Source organism: Chryseobacterium indologenes (assembly GCF_001295265.1).
GTDB lineage: Bacteria > Bacteroidota > Bacteroidia > Flavobacteriales > Weeksellaceae > Chryseobacterium > Chryseobacterium indologenes_A.
On record NZ_LJOD01000017.1, the window covers coordinates 84,404 to 109,586 of the forward strand.

General features: G+C 38.0%; 19 protein-coding genes. 17 read left to right on the forward strand and 2 right to left on the reverse strand.

From position 1 onward, the window contains the following. Positions 1-92: 92 nt before the first annotated feature. Complete coding sequence (locus AOB46_RS19585) at positions 93-344, reverse strand: type B 50S ribosomal protein L31 (protein ID WP_062702555.1); 252 nt, start codon at positions 342-344, stop codon at positions 93-95. A 183-nt stretch (positions 345-527) separates the two neighbouring features. On the opposite strand from AOB46_RS19585, the gene AOB46_RS19590 reads away from it, so the two are divergent. From AOB46_RS19590 to AOB46_RS19615, 6 genes are all read left to right on the forward strand, one after another. Beyond that, on the forward strand, positions 528-1,937 hold the full coding sequence (locus AOB46_RS19590; RefSeq protein ID WP_062702557.1) for a hypothetical protein: 1,410 nt from the start codon (positions 528-530) through the stop codon (positions 1,935-1,937). Beyond that, complete coding sequence (locus tag AOB46_RS19595; RefSeq protein ID WP_034731670.1) at positions 1,937-2,263, forward strand: nucleotide pyrophosphohydrolase; 327 nt, start codon at positions 1,937-1,939, stop codon at positions 2,261-2,263. Before AOB46_RS19590 ends, AOB46_RS19595 begins: the two co-directional genes overlap by 1 nt. A 1-nt stretch (position 2,264) precedes the next feature. Then, complete coding sequence (locus tag AOB46_RS19600; protein WP_062702559.1) at positions 2,265-3,488, forward strand: WG repeat-containing protein; 1,224 nt, start codon at positions 2,265-2,267, stop codon at positions 3,486-3,488. A 13-nt stretch (positions 3,489-3,501) separates the two neighbouring features. Beyond that, a complete protein-coding gene (locus AOB46_RS19605) occupies positions 3,502-4,719 on the forward strand; it encodes a 3-phosphoshikimate 1-carboxyvinyltransferase (RefSeq protein WP_062702561.1) in 1,218 nt (405 codons plus the stop codon). 81 nt (positions 4,720-4,800) lie between these two features. Then, positions 4,801-5,283, forward strand: a complete 483-nt coding sequence (locus AOB46_RS19610; protein WP_062702563.1) for a hypothetical protein — start codon at positions 4,801-4,803, stop codon at positions 5,281-5,283. 18 nt (positions 5,284-5,301) lie between these two features. Further along, positions 5,302-5,973, forward strand: coding sequence for a hypothetical protein (locus AOB46_RS19615; RefSeq protein ID WP_062702565.1), 672 nt, complete (start codon positions 5,302-5,304; stop codon positions 5,971-5,973). Between the two features lie 435 nt (positions 5,974-6,408). Here AOB46_RS19615 and AOB46_RS19620 read toward each other — a convergent pair whose 3' ends face one another. After that, positions 6,409-8,241 (reverse strand): alkaline phosphatase, encoded by a 1,833-nt coding sequence (locus AOB46_RS19620; protein WP_241489242.1) that lies wholly within the window; start codon positions 8,239-8,241, stop codon positions 6,409-6,411. 250 nt (positions 8,242-8,491) lie between these two features. On the opposite strand from AOB46_RS19620, the gene AOB46_RS19625 reads away from it, so the two are divergent. From AOB46_RS19625 to AOB46_RS19675, 11 genes are all read left to right on the forward strand, one after another. Next, entirely contained in the window at positions 8,492-9,280 is a 789-nt protein-coding gene (locus AOB46_RS19625) for an SDR family oxidoreductase (RefSeq protein WP_185113893.1), read from the forward strand. A 27-nt stretch (positions 9,281-9,307) separates the two neighbouring features. After that, positions 9,308-10,183, forward strand: coding sequence for a WG repeat-containing protein (locus tag AOB46_RS19630; RefSeq protein WP_062702566.1), 876 nt, complete (start codon positions 9,308-9,310; stop codon positions 10,181-10,183). A gap of 11 nt (positions 10,184-10,194) precedes the next feature. Next, complete coding sequence (locus AOB46_RS19635; RefSeq protein ID WP_062702568.1) at positions 10,195-11,799, forward strand: hypothetical protein; 1,605 nt, start codon at positions 10,195-10,197, stop codon at positions 11,797-11,799. A 285-nt stretch (positions 11,800-12,084) separates the two neighbouring features. Next, a complete protein-coding gene (locus tag AOB46_RS19640) occupies positions 12,085-15,231 on the forward strand; it encodes a SusC/RagA family TonB-linked outer membrane protein (protein ID WP_062702570.1) in 3,147 nt (1,048 codons plus the stop codon). 20 nt (positions 15,232-15,251) lie between these two features. Continuing rightward, positions 15,252-16,763 carry a SusD/RagB family nutrient-binding outer membrane lipoprotein gene (locus AOB46_RS19645; protein WP_082377281.1) on the forward strand — a complete coding sequence of 504 codons (1,512 nt, stop codon included), beginning with the start codon at positions 15,252-15,254 and terminating at the stop codon, positions 16,761-16,763. A gap of 274 nt (positions 16,764-17,037) precedes the next feature. After that, complete coding sequence (locus AOB46_RS19650; RefSeq protein ID WP_062702572.1) at positions 17,038-19,383, forward strand: phosphocholine-specific phospholipase C; 2,346 nt, start codon at positions 17,038-17,040, stop codon at positions 19,381-19,383. A gap of 223 nt (positions 19,384-19,606) precedes the next feature. Continuing rightward, positions 19,607-20,185 carry a hypothetical protein gene (locus tag AOB46_RS19655; RefSeq protein ID WP_062702574.1) on the forward strand — a complete coding sequence of 193 codons (579 nt, stop codon included), beginning with the start codon at positions 19,607-19,609 and terminating at the stop codon, positions 20,183-20,185. 104 nt (positions 20,186-20,289) lie between these two features. After that, entirely contained in the window at positions 20,290-21,090 is an 801-nt protein-coding gene (locus AOB46_RS19660) for a WxL protein host-binding domain-containing protein (RefSeq protein WP_062702577.1), read from the forward strand. Next, the gene (locus AOB46_RS19665; RefSeq protein WP_062702579.1) at positions 21,083-23,818 is read left to right on the forward strand and encodes a hypothetical protein; all 2,736 of its coding nucleotides are present in this window, start codon (positions 21,083-21,085) and stop codon (positions 23,816-23,818) included. The genes AOB46_RS19660 and AOB46_RS19665 overlap by 8 nt, the downstream gene beginning before the upstream one ends. A gap of 3 nt (positions 23,819-23,821) precedes the next feature. After that, positions 23,822-24,355, forward strand: a complete 534-nt coding sequence (locus AOB46_RS19670) for a hypothetical protein (RefSeq protein ID WP_062702581.1) — start codon at positions 23,822-23,824, stop codon at positions 24,353-24,355. Between the two features lie 9 nt (positions 24,356-24,364). Continuing rightward, complete coding sequence (locus AOB46_RS19675) at positions 24,365-24,934, forward strand: hypothetical protein (RefSeq protein WP_131724426.1); 570 nt, start codon at positions 24,365-24,367, stop codon at positions 24,932-24,934. The last annotated feature ends 249 nt before the right edge of the window (positions 24,935-25,183 follow it).

Sequence of the window (25,183 nt, forward strand, 5' to 3'; positions counted from 1 at the left end):
CCTGATTCAGCTTTATAAGGATAGGAGAATTGATATCCAAACAAAAAAGTCTTCCAAAAGTGGAAGACTTCAATATTTTGATGTTCAAAAAATTACTTAGCGAATTTTTTGTATTTGTTCATGAACTTATCAACTCTACCTGCAGTGTCAACTAACTTCACTTTACCAGTGTAGAAAGGGTGAGAAGTTGAAGAGATTTCCATCTTGATTAGAGGATACTCCTGTCCTTCGTACTCGATAGTGTCTTTTGTTTCTGCAGTAGACTTGCAAAGAAACATTTCGTCGTTACTCATATCTTTGAAAACAACAAGTCTATAATTTTCTGGGTGAATTCCGTTTTTCATAATACAATTTTTAAAAAATTAAAGTTTGCTTTCGAAATAGTAATGGATATTTCTCTGCTAATTTTAGGTTGCAAAAGTACAACATTTTTTCTAATTTCCAAATACCGTATCCAATATTTTTTTGATGATAAGAAATTCAAAGTATTTTCGTTAAATTTGGAATCTATTTAAACTTTAATTTCGATGAAATTCAAATTATTACTGGCTTTTTCTTTCTGGATGCTTCTGGTAACAGTATCATGTAATAAAGACGATATTACGTTTGATGCTCCTTCACAGCTGTTAAGTTTTTCAAAAGACACTGTATTCTGTGATACGGTATATCATCAGGTACGCTCTGAAACCTATGCTGTAAAGGTTTACAATAATGAAGATAAGGATGTTCTCATTCCAAGGATTAACCTGGAAAAAGGAGCAGCGTCTTTATACAGAATTAATGTAGACGGAAAACCGGGATATGATTTTAAGGATGTTCCTCTGAGAAAGAAGGACAGCATGTACATATTCGTCGAAATTGCTCCCGAAGCTACAGGACCGGAAGCCATTGCTGAAGACAAAATTCTTTTCAGCAGCGGAGCCGGGCAACAACACGTTACTTTATTTTCAGTCGTTCAGGATGCCGAATTTTTCATTCAGACTCCTACCAACCCAAACGTTATTTCCAATCATACTACCTGGAATAACAATAAAGCCAAAATTATTTATGGTGATCTGACTATTGATCCTAATATCACGCTTGATATCCAGGCGGGAACTAAAGTCTACTTCCATAAAAACAGCGGAATGAAAGTTTCTTCCGGGGCTTCCCTGAATATTAACGGCGCATTAAACAATGAAGTTATCCTTCGTGGTGACAGAAATGATCCTTATTATGATACTATTCCCAAAAACTGGAATTCAATCAGGATGGAAGCCAATGCCAATCTTAATATGAATTTTGCAAGGCTTTTCGGAGGAACAAGAGGGCTGGACATGAAACAGGCCAATGCCAATATCAGCAACTCTTTTATCCATACCTTCCTTGAATACGGAATTTATGCCGTAGGTTCTACCGTAAATGCAAAAAATCTGGTAATGAACAACTGCGGAGAATCCTGCATCGGAATTTTCAGAGGCGGAAATCACAGCTATATTCATTCTACAATTGCCAATTATTCTAAAACCATGGGCAGCTTCAACAGACTTGGAATCTTTGCTACCAATGAATGGAAAAATGCTTCCGGACAGATGGAACAGGGAGCACTTCAGCGCCTTGATATAAAAAATTCTATTGTTTTTTCAGACAGAGATAATTCCATTAATTTTGAACAGACTCCGGGACAGCAGTTTGAATATCTGATTCAGAACACATCCATAAAATATTCCGGAGTATCGGAAGCCGGTTTTGCGTTTGACAATAATATGAATGTGGTTCAAAGCATTAAAAATGAAGACCCTCAGTTCCTGAATTATTTTGCAGCGAAAATGAACCTGCGGGTTAAAACCTCTTCCCCGGCAAGAGGAAAAGGAAATACCACTGTAGCCGGAACAGTACCATTGGATATTGTGAATGTATCAAGAACAACCAACCCTACTTTAGGAGCTTATCAATAATGGAAATTACACAGTTGCAGCAGCAGGTAGATGAATGGATTAAAACCATCGGGGTCCGTTATTTTAACGAACTGACCAACATGGCTATGCTTACCGAAGAAGTTGGCGAAGTTGCAAGGATCATTGCCAGAAGATATGGTGAACAGAGCGAAAAAGAAAGTGATAAAAGCAAAGATCTGGGGGAAGAACTTGCAGACGTACTGTTTGTTACTTTATGTTTAGCTAACCAAACCGGAGTGAATCTCCAGGAAGCTTTTGATAAAAAAATGAAAATCAAGACCGACCGGGATAAAGAAAGACATCAGAACAACGAGAAGCTGAAATAAGATGAAGAACATTTTGATCTCCGCCTTACTGTTTACCTGCATCCTCACATACAGTCAGGTTACCGTTCCTTACAGAGTAGGGAGTAAATTTGGCATTTCAGATGCATCGGGAAAAATGATTATTCCTGCAGAGTATGATAAAATAGATGTGTCTACCCTGCATCCGGGAGAATTTACCGCTTCCAAAGGCAACGATGCAGACCGCTTTACATCCACTTATATTTATGGGAATAAAATTGTCCTTAAAGACAGCCGGTATAATTTTTTCAATGAAAATTATTCTTTCGTGAATGCGGTGAAAATTGATAACCTTCATGGCTTTTACTCTTCACAGGGTGTTGGATATTCCAGTACGGATGTTTATACTCTGAATGGGAAAAAAGTATTTGACCGTTCATTCAGGGACGTATATTATGTGGAAGATGATAAAAAACCTGTACTGAAAGATGAAATTTTAATCCTGCTCAACGAGCTTAACAATAAGTACTCATTGGTTCTTCTCGACAAAAAGACGCTTAAAGTATCCAAGACATTTTTTGAAAATGCAGAGAAAAACACAACGGATTACAAACTGTTTCCAAAATCTTTCAGCATAACCTATACTACACCGCCACTATCTAAAAAAAAGCTGACCATCAACTTTGAAAACGGCAAGGTGAAGGATTTTTATGAAGAAACACTAAGAGAAGAGAGGCCATCCTCCGGATATGGAAGCTACTCGTCTTCTTCAGGATCAGGATCTTATTATAATGAAGCCATGAAACCTTATTCTTCAGGAGAGACAAAGCCTCAGCCGCCAGTTCCTGAAATGAAAAAGATCTCTGCATCCAAGAAATATACAGAACCTTTCAGCCAGAAAAAGACGGAAACAGAGAAAGCTGAACTTTCTTCCAATACTGTTATAAAAACAGTGAACGGAAAAACAGGATTTTTTGATACCCTTAAAAATGACTGGATCATTCCGGCAGAATATGACGAGATTACTATGATGAGTACATTCTGTACTTTCTGCAGTATGTATATCGTTAAAAAAGGAAAGTATTATCAGATCCTTGAGTTTAGCGGTAATGAGAAAAAGCTGTATGAGGGTAAGTTTGAAATGCTACCGCTTCTGGAGAAAAAAAATTACGGCAAAGAAGGCTTTCACCTCATCGAACTGTATGATCAGAACGGAAATTTCTTCTGTTATGCCGATCAGAATGGGGTAAAATTTTACAAACAATGAAGTTATAATAAAAATGAAGTTAGAAAAATCAAAGTTAATAGGTGATAAAACCATACAGATCAGCGGTTCGAAAAGTATTTCGAATCGTTTGTTGATTTTGGAAAGTTTATTTAAGAATATAAAAATTGGTAACCTTTCCAACTCACAGGACACCCGGCTTTTAAAAAAAGCCTTATCTGAGAACACAGAAACTGTGGACATTCACCACGCCGGAACAGCTATGCGTTTCCTTACCTCTTATTATTCTATTATGGAAGGAAAGACTACTATTCTTACCGGATCTAAAAGAATGAAAGAAAGACCGATCAAAAATCTGGTCAGCGCCCTGAACGATCTGGGAGCAGAGATAGACTATTTAGAAAATGAAGGTTTCCCTCCATTAAAAATCACCGGAAAAAAGATCACCCGGAATAAAGTGAATGTTCCTGCTGATATTTCCAGTCAGTTCATCACCTCCCTCCTTCTTATTGCCGGAAAGCTTGAAAACGGGTTGGAAATTCATCTTATAGGCCAGGTTACTTCAAGATCTTATATAGAAATGACCCTGGATATCCTGACGAGATTTGGAATAAAGAACAGCTTTGAAGGAAATACCATAAAAGTAGAACCATTTGATGGTGAAGCTAAAACAACCGGCTATGAAGTAGAAAGTGACTGGAGCTCAGCGTCCTATTTCTATTCTGTGTGCACATTGGGAAGAAAAACCATTCACCTGAAAAGTTTTTATAAAGCGTCTACTCAGGGAGACTCTGCCATTGCCGGAATTTATGAGAAATTTTTCGGAATTAAAACTATTTTTACAGAAGGTGAACATAAGATTACCCTTCGGCCGGAACCGGATTTTACTTTCCCTGAAAAAATAGTTCTGGATATGAACAACTGCCCGGATATTGCACAAACTCTTTGTGTAACAGCTGCCGCTTTAAAGATCCCGTTCGATATTTCAGGACTGGGAACTCTAAGAGTAAAAGAAACCGACAGGCTTTTAGCTTTATATAACGAACTGAAAAAATTGGGAACTGTAACTGAAATTACAGATCTGACGATCAAATCAATCCGTTTCGGAAACCCCGAAGAAAACATTTCCATTAAAACATACCAGGATCACAGAATGGCTATGAGCTTTGCCCCGTTCTGCCTGATCAAAGAGCTGAATATTGAAGATGAGGAAGTAGTGGAAAAATCTTACCCGATGTTCTGGAAAGATTTTGAAAGCATAATTACCCGTTAATTAAAAATCTGAAAATGCAGTAATCTGAAAAGACACGTTATCTTATTTCAGATTACTGTATTTTTACACATAATTCCAATCATGAAATACCTGATCTTATTCACATTATTCCCTGCTGTTCTTTGGGCACAATATTTACGGCCAAATGAAGAAATCATCTATTCCTTTGAAACGGGAAACGGGAAGAAAATGACATTGGTTAAGGATAAACAGGACGAATATATCCAGTACCGGTTTGGAAGTAAAAACAAGATTGAAATGGAGTTTCCCCCAGAAAGAAATAAAGAAAGCTGGAAAAGATTCAGGTATAATTCTTATTACAGAGGCGGAGGAAAACAAAATGCAGGAATGGAGCTTAACTATCTTTTATTTACCAATAACGGCTACAGCTATAAGCTCTACAGAACCTATCAGGCAGAAGACGAATCATTTTCTGCCGGAATCATAATTACAGACACTAAAGGCAAGGAAACGGATATTGAAAGCAGCTATAAAACGGTGAAAGGATGCCTCTGTAGTCTGGAAGATAACAAGCTGATCAAAAAAGAAGATTTTGGTCTATAATTTCAAATCCTGTTCAGTATGAAAATTCCATTCTTCACTGCTGTTCTGTTTAGTCTGAGTTTTCAGGCACAAAGCCTGAACGGTTTCAGCATTCCCAAAGGTTATCAGAAAATAGCAGAAGCTAAAGGAGACCTTGATAAAGACGGGAAAGAAGAAATTGTAATTGTTTTCAATACCAATGCAACCGTTAATTCTAAGCTCGACAGCAATAACGGTGTTGTGAGAGCATTGTATATTATAAAAGATCAAAACGGAAAGCCCCGGGTCTGGAAAGAGAATAAAACGCTCCTTTTTTCCAGCGGAGCAGGATTCTACCCTCAAGGCAATATCCTGAACATTGAAATCAGGAACAATACTCTTATTGTGGAGCAGCAGTTTTCCACCAATTCCAGGCACACTCAGACGTACCATCATGTCTTCAGGTTTCAGAATGGAGATTTTTATCTCATCGGCTCCCGCGATAAATTTGATGACACCTGTGAGTTCAGCTTCCTGAATGAAATTAATTTTTCCACAGGCAAAATTATTATTGATAAAACGTATTCTTCCTGTGATGATGATGCCAAAATTCCCGATGATTACCATAAAGAATTTATCCACCCTTTTAAACCGTTGATCAGAATGAATGATTTAAGAATCGGGGAAAATAAAATCAAAGTTCCCGGAACAGATGAATATTTATATTTTTAGAACACTCAGCTGATTTCTGTTGCAATAGCTCATTATATTCCTTAAATAATGAGGTTTTCAGTTATCCACATACTTATCCACAAAGTTATCCACATTAAAAAAACAGGGCTTTCATTAGCCATAAGAATAAATAATTGCTGAGAATATTTCTGATTGGATCAATATACCCTATCCTCATTTATTTTCTTTAAGCATATTCTTAAATTCAGAGTTATCCACAAAGTTATCCACACTTGGAATAAGGCATGAAATAAACTGCTGCCATAAATAATAATACTAAAAGGGAAGCATTAAACCAGCTATAAATATCATATATAATGACATTTAGCTGTTCTTGGAATATAAATTTCAGATAAGCCAATCTTTAAACTCCATTATTTCTTTAAAATTTATCCTCCTGATTTATACTTATCCACACAGTTATCCACAATCCCGTTATTTCCGGATCCCGTACGCTTCCATAATCTTATTAAAGATCTCTGTATTTTCAAATGTCCCTGTAAAGTCTTTTGAGTTAGGCCCGTAAGCAAACACACTGGAAGGAATAGCCGTATGATCATTCGTACTGAAATTCCCGAACACCCAACCGTCTTTCAGGCTTCCGTCAAGAAGTGTTAACCCTCCGGTTTCATGATCTCCGACAACGATAACCAGCGTTTCTTTATTTTCATCGGCAAACTTTATGGCTTTTCCTACCACCTGGTCAAAATCCAGCAGCTCAGTCACCAGCTGTTCCAGATTATTACTGTGTCCTCCCCCATCGGTCTGCGAAGCTTCCACCATCATAAAGAATCCTTTTTTATTATTCTTCAGATCATTCAATACCAGGTCAAAGGCATCAGCCAGCCAGTTACCTCTTCCTTCCGTTATTCTTTTTGAAGCCACAGGATCTGCAACCAGTGTTCGTCCGTTGATTTTGCTTACCCATTTCAGATCATCATAAACCTCAACCGCAGCCTCTTTAATTTTCTGCCTGTTTTCCTGAGATAATCCACCCGACGGCCCTCCAACTAAAATTTTAGTTTTAGAATTAATGAAGTCCATCATAATAGCCCCGGAACTGTTCCTGTTATCTGAATGGGCATAAAAATCAGCCGGCGTTGCATCTGTTACATCCCCTGTAGAAATGAGCCCGGAAACCATTCCTTTTGCATCAATAATATCAGGAATCTGGGCAATTGATTTTCCTGCAGCATCAACACCTACAAATGTATTTCTGGTTTTCACTCCTGTGGCAAATGCTGTGGATCCCGGAGCCGAATCAGTAACATAAGCATTATATGAACCGGTTTTTGAGAGTCCTGTTGATTTCATATTAAAGATATTCAATCTACCTTTATTGGCCGTAAATGCGGCATAATACTGCGGAAGAGAAGTTCCGTCCGGGATAAGAAGAATAACGTTCTTCACTTTTTTACGGATTCCGTCTGATTGGTAAGAAGGAGTATAAACAGGATAATCTTTTGTGTTCTTATAGAAATTCTTCGGAACAGTATTCAGGAATTTTTTAAGATCAGGAATGTGATCGGTATTGATGAGATCCACATTCATATTCATAAGATTTATCCAGGCATTCGGAAAATCCGGAGCTCCGTAAAAACGGATCTGCTTCTGCTGGTGATGCGCCTTTTCTACCGTATTTCTTATTTTTTCAGTTTCTTCTTCCCGTGGAGTTCCTTTTCCATTCCACTGTATCAGGTCTTTCAGGTCTGCACTGAATATTCCTATTCTTTTCAGCTGGTCATCAGTATAATTTTTATCAGGATCACCGTCAAAATAGAGGTAATCCGGATAATTTTTAAAATCCCCGGGCTGCGGCCTTTCACCGGTAATGACAATTTTAATTCCTGGACAGCCCGTAATTTCAGGATACTTTCTTAGACTGGCCATCAATATTTTCAGAGCTGTTTTATACTCATTTTTAATATCAATCAGAAGCAGGAGTTTCTTATCAGCTTCGGGATAAATATTTCCTTTATTCATCTTAATCTGTTTGGAAATATTAATCAGATAAAGGCTTTCCAGTGTTCTTTCCGGAGAAAGTTCTTTTTCTGTATGGGCTACCAAAAGCTTTCCTTTTACCGGAAATACATCTGCTTCTATTGATCCGAACCCTGCATAATAAGCTTCCCAGAAAGGAATCTTCTGTAAATAATCATTATGGGAATGGGCATTATTAACATGGTAACGAAGGTAGTTTTGTGCGTGATTTTGGGAAAAAACAGCCAGCATCAGGAAAATGCCTGTTTTTTTTAGAAGCTTTATCATACCGATCATGTGGTTGTGGTTAAGAACATTGTTTTTAATAACAGAAGGTGCAAAAATAGAACAGCAGCTGTTACAGTGAGTTAAGGTATTTTTATCTTTTTATTAAAAAATGGTAACTGACAATCGTAAAATTGATGTTTACATTACAATAAATAGCAGATTCACTTTTCTTTTTTTACATTTGCTGGAAATACGGTTCAGGATACCGGAAAAAATAAGAAATACAAGTCTAAAATTCATATATCAATACATGACCATCATCATCACAGGAACCTCATCAGGAATAGGTTTCGTACTGGCAGAATATTTTGGAAAAAAGGGGCATAACGTATACGGCTTAAGCAGAAAGCATACAGAAAGCCGGTATTTCCGGTGTATTCCTACAGATATTACAGATAATAATGCCGTACAAAATGCTGTTGCTGAAGTTCTGAAAACAGAATCAAGGATTGATATCCTGATTAACAATGCAGGAATGGGAATGGTTGGAGCTGTGGAAGATTCTACAAAAGAGGATATTTTAAAGCTTTTCAACCTCAACCTTGTGGGAGCCGTTCAGATGATGAGTGCCGTTCTTCCTAAAATGCGGGAACATCAATTCGGAAAAATCATTAATATTTCAAGCATCGGAAGTGAGATGGGACTTCCTTTCCGCGGTTTTTATTCCGCCTCAAAATCCGCGCTGGACAAAGTAACAGAAGCTATGAGATATGAAGTATACCCATGGAATATTAACGTGTGTTCTTTACATTTAGGCGACATCAAAACCAATATTGCCGAAAACAGGGTAAAAACAAAGGTTTCCGAACCTTATAAAAATATTTTCGATAAAGTCTATGCCTTGATGAACGCTCATGTAGGTGAGGGAACAGAACCTCTGGAAGTAGCCTCTTATGTTGAAAGTCTGTTAGGAAAAAAGAAATGGAAAGCGCATTATTATTTTGGTAAATTCGGACAGAAGATCGGAGTTCCTTTAAAATGGATTCTTCCGCAGGGAACGTATGAAAATCTGATGAAAAAATATAATAAACTGGACTAATTTCAGTTTAAATATACGGTACAAACCATGAAGAATATTATTTTTTTACTGCTTTCATCCTTTGTTTTTGGCCAGAAAGCCACCTTATTTCCTGTAAAAAAAGGAAATCAGTGGGGATTTGTTGATCAGAATAATAAACTGGTGATTGCGCCCCAATATGATCTTGCTTATCCTTTTAAAGAATATAAAGTATACAATTCCCAAAGTAAGAACTATACTCATGTGATGTCTGCCCATGTCCGCCTTAATAACCAATCTAAATGTATTGCAGAAAACAATACTGAAATAGACTGCAAAAAGCTGAAAGATATTTCAGAGACAGCAGATAATGATACATACAGCAGTATCATGTCAGCTACAGAAACGGAAGTAAAAGCAATGGAGAGAAAAGCTGAAAATGAAAAACAGGAGATCATCAGCCAGCTTTCTAAAGATATTCAGGAACAATATGAGAGTATTGACGTTTTTGCAAAATCAACACCTCTGTTCCTGGTAAAAAAGAATGGTAAAAGCGGAATCATCAACAATACAGGAAAATTAATAATTCCTGCTGATTACGATTATATTGAAGGACACAGCTATGAGACATCACCAGGTAAATTTGAACCCTATTTCATCGCCGGACCCTATACCAGAACCGGAGTACATCAATACTTTACCAAAGACGGGAAATTATTTTTAGACAATTACCAGCCTTATTCCTCAATCCATCAGTTTGGAAAATTAACCATTGTTGCTGATAAAAATGGCAAGAAGAAAATATACAGCCTGCCTGCCCGAAAATACATCAATGACAAAACCTATGATAAATTTTCCTGGTTTACAGATGGAATGATGCTGGTAGAAAGAGCCGGAAAAGAGTTCTACATTGATGAATCCGGAAAAGAATATATAGCAAAGTAAAAAATTATTGTTTGATCCGTTTATTAACCATATTACTTTTGTTATTCTGCACTTTCTTTAAGGCGCAGAACAAGCAATACTGGCTGATTGATACGCAAACCAATGTCCGGAAAAAGGTAAAAGATTCTGCTTCTGCGGTAAAGTTCCTGGACTCTCTTTCACAGAATAATTATTTCTTCACCCAGCTGAAGGACGTAAAAATAAAAGGAGACAGCACAGAAATTTTCTTTGATAAAGGAAAAAATTATAATGAAACGTATGTGGACCTATCGGATTCAATTGTGTATAAGCTGAAAATTCAGAAGGATTTTTTCACTAAAAATTTAGATTCCACCAAAAAAAGCATTAACAGGAAATATATTGATGAAGGTTACTCTTTCAGCCGGATCAAATCAAAATATAAAGGCCAGAAAAACGGCTATCCGGTTATTGAGCTTGATATTAACAAAAATGATAAGCGAACCATTGACGGTTTTGTGGTAAAAGGCTACGAAAGGGTCCCTAAAAGGTTTATGAAAAATATTGAAAAGGAATTCAAAGGGAAAACCTACGATGATAAAAACCTTCTGGCCATCAGTAAAAGCTTTCAGAGCCATGCCTTTGTTACACTGGAACGGCCGCCTCAGACTTTGTTCACAAAAGACTCCACGAATATTTACCTGTTTATGGAAAAGAAAAAAACCAATACCTTTGATGGAGTTATCGGTTTCGGAAATGATAAAACAGAAAAGTTTACCCTGAACGGAACCCTGAATGTAAATTTCAGGAATATGTTTAACGGCTTTGAGACCGTGAACCTTTACTGGCAGAGAAACCCCGATAAAGGGCAGACTTTTGATCTTCAGACAGACATTCCTTACCTTCTTAAATCTAATGTGGGAATGAACCTGAAAGTGAATATTTTCAGACAGGACTCCACGTTTGCCAATGTAAAATTCCTTCCTGCTTTTTATTATAACATTAATAACCGTAATAAAATCGGGCTAAGAGGAACTCTTGAAACATCGAGCATTATTGACACCCTGTATGTTCAGGGAAAAGATTACAACAAAAAAGGAATCGGGATCTGGTTTGAAATGACAGAACCAACTGACATTGATCTTTTCCTTTATAAAACAAGGATCAATGCCGGTTATGACTACCTGACCACTACATACAGCAAAGATAATATCAAGGCCAACCAGAACCAATTCTATTTCTTTGGAGAACATAACTATCATATTTCCGGAAACCACTTCCTCAATATTAAAGCGGAAGGTGCCATGATGGATTCTAAAATAGAGTTCTCCGCCAACGAATTATACCGTTTCGGCGGCTGGAATTCCATGCGGGGTTTCAATGAAAAATCCCTCGCTGCCGATTTCTACTATTACGGAGGGCTGGAATACCGCTATCTGATAGGCAACCAGGCCTTTTTTGATCTCTTCGGACAGTATGGGCAGCTCAATAATAAATCGCTCAACGTAAAGCCCAAACTCTACAGTGTTGGCCTAGGATTTAATTTCTTTATTCCGATCGGGCTGATGAGCTTCCAGCTTTCCAATGGTAATGAGTTTGGAAATCCTTTTAAATTCAATGATATTAAGATCCATTGGGGAATTCTGAGCAGATTCTAAAAGAGAATAGGATGATAATAGATTTTCATGCAAAGCTTTCATTTTTTTAGCTGCTGATTTAAAGGAATCAAAGGTTAGAATCAACGTGTTGATCCCTCGAAGTTTATGGATAAAATATCGCCTGTTATAAATGATATAATAAAGTAAAAACTGTTATACAAAAGGAAATTCCTGTTTTATTAAAATGTTAATTATAATTGTTAAAAAATATTAAAATCATATTTTTATTTTAATATGGGCGTAAACTTCAGGTAATACTGCGGGGCTAAATTTGCCCTCAAAAAAATGAAGAAAACGCTAGCTTCCTTTGCAGTTTTTTTACTCCCCCTTTATCTTACTGCCCAAGAAATTAACATTTCCGGAAATGTAAAATCCGAGAACGGCTCCCAAATATCCGGAGTAAGCATTACCGATAAAAACACCGGAAAAACTACAATTACTGATGAAAATGGAAATTTCACCATCTCAGCCAGCCCAAAAGATATCCTTGAGTTTTATGCTCCGGATTTTTCACTTTTTACCGTAGAAGTTTCTTCTAAAAAAGAATATTCTGTAGTATTGAGAAAACCACAGGAAAAGCAGATTGAAGGAGTTGTGATAACCGCTTTGGGAATTACCAAAAAGAAAGAAAAGATTGGTTACGCCACACAGGAAGTCGGTACAAAACAGTTTGAAACGATTACTACACCAAGCTTAGGAAATTTATTTTCCGGACAGGTTGCCGGACTGAATGTTTCCAATCCAACAGGAATGCAGCAGGCTCCTCAATTTACTTTAAGAGGAAACTCTAATTTAATTTTTGTCATTGATGGGGTGATTGTGGAGAAAGAGGTTTTTCAGAACCTGGATCCCAATAATATTGAAAACATCAATGTTCTGAAAGGAGCCACCGCTTCAGCATTATATGGTTCCAGAGGAAGATACGGAGCAGTCCTGATCACTACAAAAACAGCCAAAAAGAAAGGCTTCACCGTTGAGTTTTCACAGAATACCATGGTAACGGGAGGTTTTACCAATCTTCCTAAAACTCAGACCGAATATGGAAACGGCTCCCACGGGAAATATGAATTCTGGGACGGAGCAGACGGAGGAGTTAATGACGGGGATATGATCTGGGGTCCTAAATTTACACCCGGTCTGAAGATCGCCCAGTGGAACAGTCCCATCCGGGATAAGGTAACCGGCCAGGTCATTCCATGGTATGGCGCAGTAACCGGAACACAGTACAACGATAAATCAAGATATGAAAGGGTTCCGATTGACTGGCAGTATCATGATAATTTAAGCACATTCCTGAAACCGGCTGTTATCAATAACAACAGCTTCTCCGTAAGCTATAAAAATAATAAAGACATCTACCGTCTTTCCGGAAACTTTATGAATTATGATGACAGGATTCCGGGCTCATACCTGCAGCGGTACGGAGTGAATTTCTCTTCGGAAAATCATTTGGGAGAAAAACTGATCTTTGATACTAAATTTAACTTCAACCAAACCTTTACCCCCAATATTCCCAATTACGATTACAATCCAAGCGGACATATGTACACCATCCTGATCTGGATGGGAGCCGATGTAGACGGAAGGGATCTCAAAAATCATATGTGGATTCCCGGAAGAGAGGGCACAGCACAGGCTAACTGGAATTATGCCTGGTATAATAACCCATGGTTCGGAGCTGAATATTATAAAAATAAAAACCGGACCAACGTCATCAATGCACAGACCGGTCTTGAATATAAAGCCACTCAGGATTTCTCGGTAAAAGGTAAAATATCTATTGTAGAAAACCACAATAAGCAGGAAATATTAAGTCCGTATTCCTATTTCAACTACAGCGCTCCGAGAAGCGGGGGATATATTCTGAATGACTCCAAAACATGGAATCTCAACTATGATGTACTGGCCACCTACAAGAAAAAAATATCTGACAACTTCGATTTTACAGTAAATGCAGGAGGCTCGGCATTTTACTACAAAAATAATATCGATAATGCATCCACAGACGGTCTCAGAGTTCCGGAACGTTATAGTCTGGAAAATTCCATCGGAGCTTTAAAATATTATGATTATCTGAAAGAAAAGCTGATCTACAGTGCGTATTCAACGATTGATATTGGATTATACAATGCCTTCTTTGTGAATATTTCAGGCCGTAATGACTGGTCTTCTACCCTTCCTAAGGCTAACAGATCTTATTTCTATCCTTCTGCTTCGGTAAGTGCTGTTGTCTCCAACCTGATTACAATGCCAAAAGCGGTGAATATGCTGAAACTTTCCGCTTCATGGGCAAAAGTAGCGTACGACTTCCAGCCTTATTCAATCAGAAATTATTACCTGAACAATAAAGGAATTACATTCAACGGAAATCCTACCAATTATTACCCTACCATCCTGAATGTTGAAAATTCTCTAAAACCGGAACAGACCAAGTCTTATGAACTGGGATTAAGCGCCGGTTTATTCAACAACAGAATTACACTGGATGCTACCTATTTCAGAACACTGGATTATAATAACATCCTTGAATTCCCAACAGCACAATCATCAGGATTTACTTCACAATATGTAAACGGAAATGAGTATACAACAAAAGGGGTTGAGATTTCACTAGGATTGGTTCCGGTAAAAACAGCCAATTTTACATGGAGATCTTTAATCAACTGGAGTACATATGAGCAGAAGCTGACTTCTATTTACGACAATATGCCGAACTACAACAACATCAAACTCGGTGAGAGAATGGACAGCTTCTACGATTATACCTGGCAGAAATCACCAGACGGAAAGGTTATTCTGAATGCCAATACAGGAATGCCTACAAGAGCCAACACACCAAGCAATTTAGGACATTTTAACCCGGACTGGACCTTCGGATTCAACAATACATTTAAATACAAAAAGCTATCCTTAAATATCGGGATCGACGGAAGCATCGGCGGAGTGATGAGATCTCAGGTGGTTGAAAAAATGTGGTGGGGTGGAAAACATCCGAATTCTACTGCGTACAGAGACCTTGAATATGCGAATCCGGGAACGTATTATTTTGTTCCGGATGGTGTTAATTACAACGCAGCTACAGGAACCTATACAACGCACACCAAACCGATCAGCTTCCAGGACTGGGCACAGAATTATCCTTACCAGGCAAGGGTTACAGAAGAGGAAAGTAAACTATTTGCCAATGTTTTTGACCGGACTTTCATCAAGCTGAGATCGGTAATTTTAGAATATGATTTCTCGTCTCTTCTTAATCCAAAAGGAATGGTAAAGAATTTAACAGTGAACGTTTCAGCGTATAACCTGGCGATGTGGAAAAAGTCTAAAAACCTTTATTCCGATCCTGATTTCCAGCTCAAAACCAAAGATTCCAATGATATCCAGGACCCTTCCAGCAGATGGTTCGGAATCGGATTTAATCTTAAATTTTAATTTAACACCCCTTCAGTACAATGAAAAACAATATAATTCTCAATCTAACAAAGCTGAAAAAAACTGCTGTAAAATCATTATTTGCAGCAGGAATCCTGATGATGGCTTCTTGTGAATCCAGTCTTGACACCATCAATGAAAACCCTAATGACCAGGCCAGCGTAGACCCGAAAGCCCTTCTAACCTATGTATCTATGAATACTTTTCAGGTTAACGGTGAAAATATGTATGCTTCAAGGATGATGATCGGGACAGACGGTGAAAATACATATCAGTATATGAAATGGAATGAGGCATCTTTTGAAGTGTATACCAAAGCTCTTCTGAATACTGTAAAAATGATGCAGGAAGCAGAAAAAACCGGCAATAAAAATTATCTCGCAATCGGTAAATTCTACAGAGCCTATCATTTCTTTAACCTAAGTATGAAATTAGGAAGCATCCCTTATTCTGAAGCGGTAAAAGGTGAAGCTAAAATTACCCAGCCAAAATATGACAGCCAGGAAGCAGTGATGGCAGGTATTCTTACCGAACTGAAGGAAGCCAACGACCTTATCAATTCTACAGACAAGGTTGAAGGCGATATTATTTACAATGGTGACGCTACCAAATGGAAAAAACTGATCAATTCATTCCGTCTGAAGATACTGATCACCCTATCTAAAAAAACAACACTGGGGAGCTACAATGTAGCAGGAGAGTTTGCTTCAATAGCAGGAAGCCAGCCTTTGATGACTTCTATCGGAGATAATGGTGAACTGAAGTTTGCAGATGCCGCAGACAGCCGGTATACCATGTTCAATAACAGCGGCTACGGATCAAGTTTATATATGGCGGATTATTTCATTAATATGTTTAAAGACAGACAGGATCCGAGACTTTTCACATTTGCAGCACAAACTACTGCCGCCAAGGAAGCCGCAAAGCCTATCACAGATTTTACAGGATATAATGGAGGAAATCCTACTTCTCCTTATTCTGACAATGCAGCATTAATCACCGCAAAAAATATCTCCAAGGTAAATGACCGTTTTTATAAGGACGCTACGAATGAGCCTTCTTCTGTATTAAGCTATTCTGAACTGGAGTTTATTCTAGCAGAAGCTGCCGCCCGCGGATGGATAGGCGGATCAGCAAAAACCCATTATGATAATGCCATTAAAGCTAGCTTCAGCTTTTACCAGACGTATGTAAAGAACCCGAATCAGTATTTTGCAGGATTTGATGTTAACCAGTATCTTGCTTCTCCAATGGTAATTTATAATGATTCTGCCCCTTTGCAAAACCGTATAGAAAAGATTATGACCCAGAAATACATGACGATGTTTCACCAGTCCCAATGGACATCCTACTATGATTACCTGAGAACAGGATTTCCTAATTTTCCGTTACAGGCCGGAGTTTCTGCACCATTCAGATTCAGGTATCCGCAATCAGAATACAATTACAACAATGCCAATCTGAAAGCTGCCCTGAATGCGCAATACGGAGGAAGTGACAATATCAATTCAAAACCGTGGTGGCTTCAGTAAAAAGCCCGAAAGCTGAAAGAGGCACATTTACTTAAAGTGATATCAATACAATAAGTCCACTTACGTCTTTGAAAATCTTTGCTTTTCTTCTAATGTATGCTCAGTTGTGAAGCTTTATTTGTACTGACTTCAATAGACTCGAGTATTAAAAATATAAACTTTTGCGCCCTACATTGACAAGAGCTTCAAAAAGTATAAACAAATTCATTTATAAAAATCCGGGAACCGTAAGAAAATCCTGTTAACTTGCGGTTTCTTTCTATTACGACAGATTATGAACAGAAGAGAATTTTTAGAAAAATCAAGTCTTTTGCTGGCAGGGCTGGGAACTTCAAGCGTTCTGCACCCTTCCATTTTAAAAGCCCTTACTATTGAACCTGCTGCCCAATCTACTTTTTATGATGCAGAGCACATAGTAATCCTGATGCAGGAAAACCGTTCCTTTGATCATGCTTTCGGAGCGCTCAGAGGAGTAAGAGGCTTTTCAGATAAAAGAGCTTTTATAAAAGAGGATGGCTATTCTGTATTTTTCCAGAAGGGAAATTCCGGAAAATATGCATCACCTGCCCGGCTGGATCTTAGAAATACAAAGTCTACCTGGATGAGCTCACTACCCCATTCATGGTCTGATCAGCAGAAAGCTTTAAATAAGGGAAAATACGATCAATGGCTTCAGGCAAAAGCTTCGGGTAATAAAGATTATAAAGATATTCCGCTTACTTTAGGGTATTATAACCGTGAAGATCTTCCGTTTTATTATCAGCTTGCCGATGCATTCACCATCTTCGATCAATATTTCTGTTCTTCCCTTACAGGAACCACTCCAAACAGGCTCTTCCTTTGGTCCGGAACACTCCGTGAACAGCAAAATGGTAAAGCAAAGGCAAATGTCTACAATGAAAATATAGATTATGACAAAGCCAGGCAGGCGCACTGGAAAAGTTTTCCTGAGATTTTAGAGGAGCAGAATGTTTCCTGGAGAATATATCAGAATGAGATCAGTCTGCCGAAAGGAATGTCTGGTGAACAGGAGGCCTGGTTGAGTAATTTTACGGATAATCCTATTGAATGGTTTTCTGCCTTCAATGTAAAATTCTCCAAAGGCTATCATCAGCATATCCCTAAAATGATCGACCATCTGAAACAGGAAATAGAGAAAAAGCCCGAACAGAAAGAAAGACTGGAAAAGATGATCCGTGAGTTGGAGGAAGACCAGATTCAATATGATCCTGAAAATTATTCAAAACTATCGCAGAAGGAAAGAAATCTTCACGAAAAAGCCTTTACCACCAACAGCAATGACCCCGATTACTGGAATCTTGAGACCGGTCAGGATGATCATGGAGAAAGACTGGTTGTTCCGAAAGGAGATGTCCTGTTCCGGTTCCGGAAAGATGTTGAAGAAAAAAAGCTTCCATTAGTTTCATGGCTGGTAGCCCCTGAGCATTTTTCAGATCATCCCGGATCGCCATGGTACGGAGCATGGTATATTTCAGAAGTGCTGAACATTCTTACCAAAGATCCCGAAATATGGAAGAAAACAATTTTCATTATTAATTATGATGAAAACGACGGTTATTTTGACCACGTTCTTCCTTTTGCTCCTCCGCTGAACCCCAACCAGCCTGTTGATATGAATAGTAAAGAAGGCGCAGAATATGTAGACCGCTCGCAGGAATATATGAAAACCCTTCCTCTGAAGGATCATGAAAGAATTGAAGGCACCATAGGTCTGGGCTACCGGGTTCCGATGATTATTGCTTCTCCGTGGACGAAAGGCGGTTTTGTGAATTCCGAGGTTTCGGATCACACTTCTGTTCTTCAGTTCCTGGAAAAGTTCATTAAGAAAAAAGCAGGAAAAGATGTTACAGCAGACAATATCAGTGATTGGAGAAGGGCTGTGTGCGGAGATCTTACTTCTGCTTTTAATACAGCAGATACAAAAGCTCCACAAATGGATTATATTGATCAGAAAGATTATGCCAGCACGATCAATGCTGCCAAAAGCAAACCTGTTCCAAACCTGAAATGGTATGATGAGAACGAGCTTAACGAAAGGCTTCTTGATATTCAGGAAAGAGGGATGAAACCTTCTAATCCGCTTCCGTATCATTTCCATGTCAATCTGGAAAATAAAAAAATTCGTATGGAAAACTTAAAGGAAAATGGTGTTCCATTGATTATTTATGACAGAACGATGTTCAGCAAAGGAACTTTCTATTATTCATATGCACTATATTCGAAACAGGAAATAAAACATGAAATATCCGGTCAGAACTACGACTATGAAGTCTTTGGGCCGAACGGATTTTTCAGAAAATTCAAAGGCAGCCTGATTCCTGAAACGGAAGTGCTTTTTGTGAACAGAAACTCAGGACATAAAGCTGAAATTATTTTCAGGCAAAAGAAAAAAGGAAATATCAATTTAGTGTTGGAAAATCTCTACGAAAAGAGCCGTAAAAATTTTTCAATACAGCAAACTGAAGAAAAAATGACAATTGATCTGGCTAAAAACAAAGGCTGGTATGATCTGAAAATCACTTCGGGAGATTGTATCTGGCATTTTGCGGGAAGAATAGAAAACGGAAAAGTGTCTGTTTCAGATCCTCATTGGATATAGGAGTTATTTATATATTGATCAAAGCCTTATGCCTTTCGGTGTAAGGTTTTTTGTTAGGCTTATGATGATAAAGAAAACATATATTATTTTCTAATTATCATGCAATAATTCACAATAATAACAACATATAAAACAGAAATAATTAACAATATTCAAAAAACAGAAAATTATTTTTATATTTTATCTATTATTATTAAATTCACTTTATTAAATAACCCACACCATGAAAAAATTAAACTCATCTCTTACAATAGCCTTATTTATGGCAGTATTCTCCGGAAATCTGAGTGCACAGGACACCAATACAGACAATCATACGGTGACAATTTCTATTCCGGAAGTTGCCCTGGTTGATATTGAACCCTCTGCCACTAAAAATATTACCCTCGGATTTACCGCTCCCAATGAAGCCGGAAATCCCATTATTCCAAGTGCAGCGAATACAACGCTATGGCTTAACTATTCTTCCATAAAATCTGTTGCGGATCCTACCCGTAATGTAAGTGTGAAAATGAACGCCATCATTCCCGGAGTTGATCTTAACGTAACAGCCGCCGCCGCTACAGGTTCCGGAGGTGGAACATTGGGGACCTCTGCAGGACTTTTAACGTTAAGTGCTGCCGACCAGACCATCATTTCCGGTATTGGAAGTGCTTATACCGGCAATGGTACCAATAACGGACATAACCTTACGTATGCTCTCGCAGCAGGAAGCGGCCCAGGAGGAGTGGCTGCTTATGCCGACTTACAGGCAACCGCCACCACAGTAGCTACCGTTACCTATACGATATCAGATAATTAGAATTTAATTACCATTCTATTCTGCATTTCAAAAACAAGGAGAAGTTGTTGTTCAGTTTCTTCCTGTCTTTGTATTAGCAATGATCTAACCCTAAAATTTATATGATGACCAAGCGTATTCTTCTTTTAATCACCCTGATTTTGCAGTTCAGCTTCTTACATGCCGGTATTGTGATTCTTAACGGGCTTACGCATTCCTATTCTGTAGAAAGCGGAAAGATTTATAAAGGAAAAATTACCATTGAAAATACAGGCAATGCTCCTCAGAGTGTAAAATTATTTTTACAGGACTTCGCTTATCATTCGGATGGAACCATCAATTACAGCGCATTAAGCACTAATAAACGCAGCAACGGAGGCTGGATTAAACTCAATACCAACCTTATCACGCTGAAGGGTAAAGAAAAAACAGAGGTACTTTATGAAATTACAGTTCCCAATCAGACAATAGACCCTGGAAGCTATTGGAGCGTCATTATTGTAGAACCCGTGGACGACATAAAGCCCAGTGAAAATAAAACAGGAGTAAGCATTACTTCTGTTGTACGATATGCTATCCAGGTCATTACAGATTATGAGACAGAAAAGGCTAAGCCAGATCTTAAATTTGAAAGTGTGAAAGTAGAAAAACAAGATGGCAGACAGACTGTAAAGGTAGCAATAGCCAACAATGGCAGCCTTTACTGTAAACCAACTGCATCTATTGAGATCTATAACAGTAAGACAGGTGAAAAACTCGGAACTTACTCAAGTTTAATAATGGGGCTGCTGCCTAATACCTCCAAAACATTTTATATTGATATCAGTAAGGTACCGGCAGGTAAATACAGGGCTACCATAATAACCACGGACGAAGAGGAGAACGCATTTGCGCTCAATGTAGAATTAGAAGTAAAAAATGATTAGAAACTGGACTTTAATTATTACTCTATTAATATTTCCGGTATTTACTTTTTCTCAACAGCAATCCAGCCGATTGATCAGTAAAAGAGATAGCCTAATGCCGGGAATGTCTACTTCTATTCCTTTCTCATTAGAAAATAATTCGGCGGAAAATAAGGTTTATGATATTTCAGCAACCACCTCAAGTCCGAATATAAAACCTATTTCAGCAAAAGGAGAACTTCAAATGGCCCCCCGTGAAGCCTCAGTATATCTGCTTCCTCTACGCATAACAGCAGAGGCAGCTAAGGGTCTTTATATTATAACATTACAAATCACAGACCGCCATACCGGTATATCCTTTGTAAAAACATCAGAAATTATCATTTCAGGAAGCAGAAAGCTTTCGCTTACCCCATTGAATTCTCCTGAATTTATAAGGGCCGGAGAAACCATCCGCTCTTCATTCTTATTAAAAAATAATGGAAATGTGATGGAAAATGTTATTCTGGAAAGTAAAAATGCTGTTATTGATGATGATACATCAATAGTCTTAGCTCCCAATGAATCTAAAATGATCAGCATACACAAAGTGACTAATCCTGAACTCAGGCAAAATGAGTTTCAAAACCTGAATCTATCGGTATACTCAAAAGATAATCCTGCTGAAAACCAGGATGTCTACATAAGCACTCAGGTTATATCGGTAAAGCCTGTGGAAAATGATATTTACCACAGATTTCCAGTTGCAGCTTCCCTTTCTTTCATAGGTATGCAGAATATGGGAGTGTACCGCGATGGTTTCCAAGGTGAACTGTATGGTAAGGGAGCTCTGGATAAAGACAATAAAAATCAGATTGAGTTTCATGCAATAACCCGCAATCCTGTAGAATTCAGTTCATTTACCCAATATGAAGAATATTTTGTGAATTATAAACGAGATAACCTTTTCGTTCATCTTGGAGATAAAACTTACTCTTCATCCTATTTAACAGAGTTTGCAAGGTATGGACGGGGAGCCGAAATCCGGTATGATTTTAATAAGATGAGCCTTGGAGGATTCTACAGCCACCCCAGATTTTTCAGAGATATTAAAGATGAATTTAATATATATTCAGCGTTCAGAATCCGGAAAGAATCAGAAATTTCGGTTGGATATCTTTATAAAGTTCAGGAAAAGGGAGCGGTTAGTTTTGGAGATACAAGGTTAAATGCTGAAGCTCATCTTCCCTATGTTAAAGGAAAATTCAAACTTTCAGGAAACATAAAATTTTCCGGGGAATTTGCCTACAGTACTACAGAGCAAACAGAAGGAACAGCTTATATGGTACAGACAGAAGCTATTTTTCAAAAGTTCAACGGAAGCTTAATGTATATCAAAACGGGGCCGAAATTTGCCGGATATTTTACCAATACCGATACTTTTAACGGTAATATTTATTTTAATATCACCAAAAGACTGAGTGTTTTTGCCAATTATATGCAGGATGTCAAAAATTTCCAGCGCGATCATTTATTACTGGCAGCTCCCTACAGAAAATACTTTCAGTATGGAATACAATACAAATATCTTCCCAATGGTTTTATCATTCTTAATAACGCCTACCAAAAGTACCAGGACCGCTTAGAGCCTAAACAGTTCGATTATAATGAACGATTCTTCAAGGTCAGTATTAACCAGCAGATCGGGATATTTCAGGTCAATGTTGACGGACAGCTGGGTACAACAGATAATTATCTGACAGGATTTACCGGAAATTCCAGCCTTTACGCTGCCAATATTTCATTTCAAAAATTCAGAACATCTTTTAATTTGTTCGGGAGTTATGCTATTACCTCAAGGTATCAGTTGCAGAATCAGAAAAACCTCTATTACGGGGCAAGAATATTCAGCCGGTTTTCCGATAAAACCAGCTTAAGTATATTTTATCAGAATAATTATATCCCTGAAGACTATTTTAAAGACAGAAATCTATTTGAACTTCTGCTTCATCAACAGCTATTTCCCGGGAATGAGCTGGATCTTTCAGGCAGATATTCACTGCAAAGAGGGGAAATAGGAAATAAAGATTTCATATTTTCCATGAGGTATACCTGGCGTCCTAATATTCCGGTACAAAAGACGACAGAGTACATTTCTTTATCAGGAAACATAAGCAATCTCGGTATAAAAAAGACAGAGGGAATAAAACTGATGCTTGGAAGTTATCTGTCAATTACTGATAAAGAAGGTAATTACGTATTTAAAAATATTATTCCGGGTAATTATTTTCTGGAAATAGACCGTTCAAGTACTGAAATCAATGATATTCCCACGCAAGTCTTCCCGATGTCCCTTTCTCTTATGAATAAAGAAAATATTTTCAATTTCGGGTTAACAGCTGCTGCTAATATACAGGGGCACATACAGCTCCATGAAACAGGAGAAAAGGAAAAAACGGATATTGATAAGAAAGGAAAAAAGAAAAGAGAAAGCATTATTGTTGAAGCAAGCAGCAATGATCAGACCTATCGTAAAATATGTTTTATTGGAGAAGATTTTGACTTTACCTACCTCCGGCCGGGTAGCTGGACCGTCAAAGTTTATAGGAACGGACTTGATAAAAGGTATAAAATTTCAATCAATCAATTCCAGTTCAGCTTACAGTCTGCGGAAACCAAACAGTTAAATATCAGTATTGTTAAGCAGCCAATAGAAATCAAATATCAGCAGGAATCCCTAAAAGTTGGATATAATGAAATAAAAAAATAAAAAATGATTCTGATACGTTCCCTATTATCAATTATGGTTTTTATCTTGTCCTGTAGTCTCTATTCCCAGTCAGCCAATATCAGTGTTTCCATGACGCTGCCTATAGTAGCTCTGATGGATATTGAACCTTCAGGAAATATAAATTTAAACTTTACAGCACCCACCGAAGCAGGAAATGCTTTAGTGAATCCGGTTCCCAATACATCAAAATGGATCAATTACACTTCTGCCATTGCTTCCGGAGGTCTTACCAGAAGAATTACAGCATCTGTAAATAAGGTTATTGCCGGGGTTAATATAAGATTACAGGCAGCATCAGCTTCCGGAACTGGAGGAGGCACATTGGGAACACCAACCGGACAGGTTATACTTACAACCACTCCGGTTACCATTATCAGTGGCATTGGAGGCGCTTATACAGGCAACGGAGCCAACAATGGCCATGGACTTACCCTGTCATTAGTTCCCGGCAATTATGCCAGTTTACAGGCTCAGGCCAATACAGCCATTACCATTGTATATACCATCACTGAATAAAATTGAAAAATGAAAATCAATAGCAGCTTTATCCGGAAAGTCTACTCAAAAAAATATCTGTACATCATTCCTTTAATGATCAGCTGCAGCTTTGAAGCTCAAACGTTAAGCATTGCCGGAAGCAACTGGGCCGTAAGCGTACCTACCATTACTGAGGCAGGCACAAACTATACGGGGACCTATGATAACCCCAGTCAACTCACCTTATCCGGTAGTCTACCCGGATCCTTCCTCAATCTTCTCACAAGCGCCGGAGCCAGGATCAGTATGCATTATGTTCCTACCTTGTGGAATAGTAATCTTCATCTCTACGCAAAAAGAAGTGGAGGAAATACTACCATCAATGGTCTATGTGTTCTATGTACAGCTACCATCAATGGAGGAAATACGAATTATATAGAAATACCTCAGGCAACTGCATCCACTCTTTCAACAATTACTTTTACCGGTGTATTAGGTCTTGGTAATAGTGTAAATTACGCTGATATTAGTGTACAGTTGGAAATACGTGGTGTTAGTGTTACAGTTCCTGCTGCTGCATATAGCTCGCAAATAGTTTTTACAATAGGTCCGAATTGAAATCTCTGTATACTCTCTAATAAATTTTAAATTTTAAATACAAACCTGTAGTCAGTTTAAAAAAGTTTTCAGGAGCTTTTTCCCGTTATCCTCTTTTCCTCCTCCTTCCATGGTGTATTTCCTTTTATGCTGCGGGGTAAGGCTGCTATGGGGGAGGATCATTGGTGTATAAATCAAAAAAAAAGTCTCACACATTGCTGTATGAGACTTTCTAATAATATAAAAACTGGCGGCGGCCTACTCTCCCGC